Raw genomic sequence first — 6,553 nt, forward strand, 5'->3', positions numbered from 1 at the left:
GGGCACGCTTGTGCCCTACATTCAATCGTTTATTTAACTTGTTGCTTCTTCAGGTGGTACTTCAGATTGCTCTAATAAGCGCGTTACCAGTAATTGGTCAATTTTAAAATGATCGACATCGACCACTTCGAATTTATAACCACCATAAATGACTGCATCAGCAGGGCGTGGAATTTTGCGAAGCTTATACATCATAAAGCCCGCTAAGGTTTCATAATTGTCTGTATCTGGCATTTCATCAATCGCTAGCGCATGCATCATGTCTTCAATTGGTGTACTACCTTCAATCAGCCATGAATTATTATCACGTTTAATAATTTGCTGATCTTCCTCAATCGGCGTAACCCAATCACCCATTACAGTAATCATGATATCTGACAAGGTAATCACACCAACAACCAGTGCATATTCATTAATAACGACGGCAAATTTCTCTTTGGTCGAGCGGAAACGGTCGAGTAATTCAGACAGTGTGAGCGTGTCTGGAATGGTGAGTACATTACGAATCGTATTTTCGTTTAATTGTAAAAGTGATTGATTGTTGAGGATACGGACCAAAATATCTTTGGCATCCACATAACCAATTACGTCATCAATATTTTCGCTGCAGACTAAAAATTTAGAATAGGGATATTCCGCCAGCTTTTGACGAATACTGGCTTCAGATTCTTTTAGGGTGAAATACACCACGTTTTCACGTGTGGTCATACTTGAAGGGACATTACGTTCTTCAAGTTCAAATACATTTTCAATGAAATGATGTTCTTGTTTTTGCAGTACGCCTGCTTGTGCACCAGCATCCATCACCGCTGAAATATCGTCAAAGGTAATATTATCGTCGCGGGTGGTGTTCACTTTAAATAAGCGGAACAGCATATTGGCTATGGCATTGATAAACCATGCCAATGGTTTGCAGACCACAATAAACACTTGAATGGGATTAATGACCGACACCGCAATTTTTTCAGGTGCAATCATTGCCAAACGTTTTGGCATGAGGTCTGCAAATAAAATAAATAAAGAAGTAACTAATGTGAAAGACAAGGCAAAGCTAATACTTTCCGTCCACGGGCCATGATAAAAGCGTGCAACCATGTCATAGAAATAAGGGCGAAATGCACCTTCACCCAAAATACCGCCGAGAATTGCGACTGCATTTAGGCCAATTTGCGAGGCAGCAAAGAAATCTGCTGAATTTTCTTGTAAATCGAGCACTTTCTGAGCACGCTCATCGCCCGACTCTGCCAAGATTTTTAATTTAACTTTACGTGCACCGGCAAGGGCGATTTCAGTTAAAGATAAAAAACCAGCTCCCGCAATAAGGATGACGATGATTAGGATGTTTTGGAAGAGGCTCACTGAGGCACCTGTGGATCATCATTATTTTGAATATTTTTAACATAAAAAAACTCAAGGAGATCAGTTTAATGATTTCCTCGAGTTCTAGTATAAGCTTAAAAAAGAAGAATTTAAGAAAATTTATGTTTAATAATGAGAAAATTGAGAGTTATTCATTAAAAATTCACGGTTTTCTTCTTCAATCATTTGGCGTGCAACATACAAAATAAGCTGACGTAACCAACGATGTGCAGGGTGATGATGTAATAAAGGACACCAAGCCATTTTTAATTCAAATTCTGGAATATAAAATGGTGGGTCTTTAATCAGTAAGTTTTGGCTTTTTGCTTGAAGGCGCGCAATACGTGTCGGTAGGGTCGCAACTAAATCAACATTGGAAGCCAATAGCCCAGGCATTTGATAATGACGTGTAAATACAGAAATTTTACGCTTTTGGCCAATACGTTCTAAGGCTTGGTCAATCCAACCTAAGCCTGCTTGCTTTTCTGGATTGACACCAAAGCCAACGCCCATACCTGTTTTAGATACCCAGATATGTTGAGCATCTAAATAGCTTTTTAAATTGAGGTTATTGGCTGCGGGGTGTTTACCATTGAGTAGGCAAGAAAAACTGTCACGCCAAACCAGAACTTGGTGGAAACTTTGCGGTATTTCATTAAAACGGTTAATTGCAAGATCGACCTTACCTTGTTCCATATCACGATAAGACACATCACTTGGCGTTAAAAAGTCGAGTACGACATTTGGTGCTTCTGAGCGGAGTGCTTTGACTAAGCGAGGTACTAAAGTCGCTTCGGCATAGTCAGAGGTCATAATGCGAAAAACGCGATTAGAGGTATAAGGTCGGAATTCGGTACGCGGTTCCAAAATCATTGAGAGATCAGAAAGTGCATCGCGAATACGCGGTTGTAATTCTAAGGCACGTTCTGTCGGTGTCATACCTTCAGAAGAACGAATCAAAAGCGGATCATTAAATAAATTACGTAGACGACGTAAAATATTACTCATTGCAGGTTGGGTTACGCCTAATTGTTCTGCAGCACGCGTTACATTTTTTTCACGAAGTAGCACGTCAAGGTAAATGAGTAGATTAAGATCGACACGCTCCAGATTCATAAAATAAATACCGAAAATAAAATCATGAAATTATTTTGATTATGCCATAAGCCATCCGCCTTGTGTAATAAACTGATGAAAAAAAAGACGTCCAATTGCAGGCTAAAAAATACAGTTAGCCTAATAAATTCAACTGTTCCGCGAGGGCATGAGCGCTACATAGCGTCTTAAAGAAGATAAAAATTCGCATTCACATGTGAATATGAACAGGAATATTTAATACTTATTTTTACTGATGAAATTAGCATTTAAAAGCTAAAAACAAACCGCTCAGTTAAGTTAAAAAGTGTTGTGATATTGATCAGTTTTGCCAATTTTTAGTAAAAATTCACATTTTTAAAGTCTTTCAAGACTTAAGTCTAATGAATAAAAAGAAAACAACTTGGGTGAAAAGTAAACTAAAAATAAATAACATAAATTATTTAAAAACAACAACTTATATAATTTTGGTTAAAATATATTTAGACTTTGATCTACCCATTTTTTAAATAAATATCGAAAATTAATACAGAATATTGGATTAATTTTATTGGCCAATCTAATCTAAGTTCATCGAAACGAAGCGCTCTAAATCTGAACAATAAATTGAGGGTATGATTTTAGCCATTCGTTTGGGAAATCCTAATATTATTACAGGAAAATATCATGACTACATATTTATCAGCGATTGATGCAATCCGCGAATTAAAAGCAAAATTCGGTGCAACATGGCGCGACATCAGCCCAGAAGATGCTGCACGCATGCAACTGCAAAACCGTTTCAAAACTGGTTTAGACATCGCGAAATACACAGCTGCAATTATGCGTCGTGATATGGCTGCATACGATGCAGACTCTAGCAAATACACTCAATCACTAGGTTGCTGGCACGGTTTCATCGCACAGCAAAAAATGATTGCGAACAAAAAATACTTCGGTACTACAGAACGTCGCTACATCTACCTTTCTGGTTGGATGGTTGCTGCGCTTCGTTCAGAATTTGGTCCACTTCCTGACCAATCTATGCACGAAAAAACTTCAGTACCTGCATTGATCGAAGAAATCTACACTTTCCTTCGTCAAGCTGACGCTAAAGAATTAAACGACTTGTTCCGTGCGCTTAAAAAAGCAAACGAAGCTGGTGATACTGCTAAAGCTGCTGAAATCACTGCTCAAATCGACGGTTTCCAAACTCACGTTGTGCCAATTATTGCGGACATCGACGCTGGTTTCGGTAACGAAGAAGCAACTTACTTACTAGCTAAGAAAATGATCGAAGCGGGTGCTTGTGCACTTCAAATCGAAAACCAAGTATCTGATGCTAAACAATGTGGTCACCAAGCTGGTAAAGTAACAGTTCCACACGAAGACTTCATCGCGAAAATCCACGCTCTTCGCTATGCATTCTTAGAAATGGGTCTTGACGACGGTATCATCGTTGCACGTACTGACTCTGAAGGCGCTGACTTGACTCAAAAAATCCCAGTGGTTAAAGAGCCAGGCGACATCGCTTCTCAATACATCAGCTACTTAGATACTACTGAAATCGACATTTCAGAAGCTCAAGAAGACGAAATCCTAATCAAGCGTAACGGTAAACTTCACCGTCCAAAACGTCTTGCTTCTGGCTTGTACCAATTCCGTCCAGACACGCAAATCGACCGCGTTGTACTTGACTGTGTATCTAGCCTTCAAAACGGTGCTGACCTTCTTTGGATCGAAACTGCAACGCCAAACGTTGAAGAAATCGCTCACATGGTTAACCGTGTTAAAGAAACAGTTCCAAATGCTAAGCTTGTTTACAACAACTCGCCTTCATTCAACTGGACTTTAAACTTCCGTCAACAAGCTTACGACCGTTGGGTTGCTGAAGGTAAAGACGTTTCTGCTTACGACCGCGCTAAACTAATGAGCGCTGAGTACGATGCTACTGAATTAGCTGCTGATGCTGACGAAAAAGTACGTACATTCCAAGCAGATGCTTCTCGTGAAGCTGGTGTGTTCCATCACTTGATCACACTTCCGACTTACCACACAGCTGCTCTTTCTACTCACGAGCTTGCTCAAGGTTACTTCGGTTCTGAAGGTATGTTGGCTTATGTTGCTGGCGTACAGCGTAAAGAAATCCGTGGCGGTATCGCTTGTGTTAAACACCAAGCAATGGCTGGTTCGGACATCGGTGATGACCACAAAGAGATCTTCTCTGGTGACAACGCTCTTAAAGCGCACGATGATGCTAAAAACACAATGAACCAATTCGCTGCTCACTAAGCACTGAACTGATTCGAAAAAACCCAGCATAAGCTGGGTTTTTTTATTCCTATTACTTAGTTATTTAAGTCAAAAATATATACATAAAAAAAGCAGGCTTTGGCCCGCTTTTTATTGATTATTCGCATTAGTCTTGCACTATATTTATAGAGTATTTAGCTTTGATTTGGCCAAAGAATAATGAGCCAAGTAAAGAAAATAATGGCTAATGCGACAAATTGTGCAGCACTGCCCATATCTTTGGCATTTTTAGAAAGGGGGTGTTTATCTAAAGAAACCCGATCTACAACAGCTTCAATTGCAGAGTTAAATAACTCAACAATAAGTGCAAACAAGCAGACCGCAATCATCAGGGCATGTTCTATGCGACTCACCTGAAGAAAACAGCTGATTGGAATAAGGATCGCATTTATCAACACGATTTGTCGAAATGCGGCTTCATTTTGAAATGCGGCTTTAAAACCAGCGATAGAATATTGAGTTGCGTTTAAAATACGCTTAACGCCAGTTTTGCCTTTGTATGGGGAATAGCTACTCATGTGTCATGGTGAAAGTTTTATATTTCATTCATTTTATGAGGCATAACTTAAATGTGACTGAAAATTGAGTAAGACAATTACACTAAAACACATGCTTTTAGCAGTAAATTTAAAATTTAATGTGATTAAAGTCAGTTTAAGACTTAAAAAATGCATAAAAATCAGGCAAAATTGCCGCACAAAATTCCTATAACGACATTGAATAATAAGATTACTACTTCAGTTTAGATTGAGGTAGCGTTTTGATAAGGCAGTACCATGAAAAATAATATATTCCTCATCCTATTGGCTTGTTTGACTTTTCAGGCCAATGCCACCGAAGTGCAACCTACAACAGCGACAGTCGTCAATGAAGCACTGACTGAGCAAGGTTATTTTGCATTTAACTTTGGTGAATATAAAGTGATTGCGCTACGTGATGGCTCGATTGATCTAAAAGGAAGTTTGTTTAATAAAAATCTGAGCCCAGAAGAGGTACAACAAGTTTTTGCAAAAGCCAACTTGTCTCAATCCCAGTATTTGCCTACCAGTGTCAATGCGTTTTTAATTGATGATCGTCACGGTAATTTAACCCTTGTAGATAATGGTGCAGGGAGTTGTATGGGCGATAAACTCGGTGCGATGGCCACGAATATTCAGGCAGCAGGTTATAAACTATCGCATATTAATAGCATAATGCTGACGCATTTACATTTAGATCATGTATGTGGTTTGACGCAAAATAATGTCGCTGTTTTTCCACTCGCGACGGTATATGTGAGTGAGCCCGAGCTTGCTTTTTGGTCGGCAGAGCAAGTTCCGCAAAGTGTTGCAGAAGACAAGCGAGCAAATTATCAAGCTACAGCAGCGCAAATTAAGGCGGTATTGGCACCTTATCAGTTGTCTAAAAGTTTAAGGACATTTAAAGCAGGTTCAGATATTAATGGCATAGAGGTTATACAAAGCGCTGGACATACACCTGGGCATTATTCTTATTTGTTAAAGAGCCAAAATAAGGCATTGGTCTTTGTTGGTGATATTGTCCATTCGCATACTTTACAGTTTATTGAACCTAAACTTTCGGTTGATTTTGATACTGATCCTGTACAGGCCAGTCACACACGTGAATCATTATTTGCACAGTATGCACAGGCTCATACTTGGATTGCTGCACCGCATTTGCCTTTTCCTGGGGTGGGTCAAATTGTAGAACTTAGTACTGGTCATTATGAGTGGAAGCCTTTAGGCTCACCTGCAACACCTGCAACACCTGCAACACCTGCAACACCTGCAACACCTGCAACACCTGC

General features: G+C 39.5%; 5 protein-coding genes. 2 read left to right on the forward strand and 3 right to left on the reverse strand.

The window, feature by feature from the left end:
- Positions 1 to 33: 33 nt before the first annotated feature.
- Positions 34 to 1,359 carry a polyamine export protein PaeA gene (gene paeA, locus EXE29_RS02645; protein ID WP_120363775.1) on the reverse strand — a complete coding sequence of 442 codons (1,326 nt, stop codon included), beginning with the start codon at positions 1,357 to 1,359 and terminating at the stop codon, positions 34 to 36.
- Positions 1,360 to 1,485: 126 nt separating this feature from the next.
- Positions 1,486 to 2,475, reverse strand: a complete 990-nt coding sequence (locus tag EXE29_RS02650; RefSeq protein WP_106984549.1) for a LysR family transcriptional regulator — start codon at positions 2,473 to 2,475, stop codon at positions 1,486 to 1,488.
- 645 nt (positions 2,476 to 3,120) lie between these two features.
- Between EXE29_RS02650 and EXE29_RS02655 the strand changes: the two genes are divergently transcribed.
- Complete coding sequence (locus tag EXE29_RS02655; protein WP_106984550.1) at positions 3,121 to 4,725, forward strand: isocitrate lyase; 1,605 nt, start codon at positions 3,121 to 3,123, stop codon at positions 4,723 to 4,725.
- 155 nt (positions 4,726 to 4,880) lie between these two features.
- Here the strand turns inward: EXE29_RS02655 and EXE29_RS02660 are convergent, their stop codons facing one another.
- Positions 4,881 to 5,264 (reverse strand): diacylglycerol kinase, encoded by a 384-nt coding sequence (locus tag EXE29_RS02660; RefSeq protein ID WP_120363774.1) that lies wholly within the window; start codon positions 5,262 to 5,264, stop codon positions 4,881 to 4,883.
- Between the two features lie 258 nt (positions 5,265 to 5,522).
- Here EXE29_RS02660 and EXE29_RS02665 point away from each other — a divergent pair.
- Positions 5,523 to 6,553: MBL fold metallo-hydrolase (locus EXE29_RS02665; protein ID WP_130125642.1), on the forward strand; the 1,031-nt coding region annotated here is incomplete at its 3' end.

Origin of the sequence: Acinetobacter sp. WCHAc060006 (assembly GCF_004209135.1) — a bacterium.
GTDB classification, from domain to species: Bacteria; Pseudomonadota; Gammaproteobacteria; order Pseudomonadales; family Moraxellaceae; genus Acinetobacter; species Acinetobacter cumulans.

What these genes read in the sequence shown, in the direction of transcription:
- EXE29_RS02655 (WP_106984550.1), top strand. Translation starts at nt 3,121, where the DNA reads ATGACTACATATTTATCAGCGATTGATGCAATCCGCGAATTAAAAGCA.
- EXE29_RS02660 (WP_120363774.1), bottom strand. Translation starts at nt 5,264, where the DNA reads ATGAGTAGCTATTCCCCATACAAAGGCAAAACTGGCGTTAAGCGTATT.
- EXE29_RS02650 (WP_106984549.1), bottom strand. Translation starts at nt 2,475, where the DNA reads ATGAATCTGGAGCGTGTCGATCTTAATCTACTCATTTACCTTGACGTG.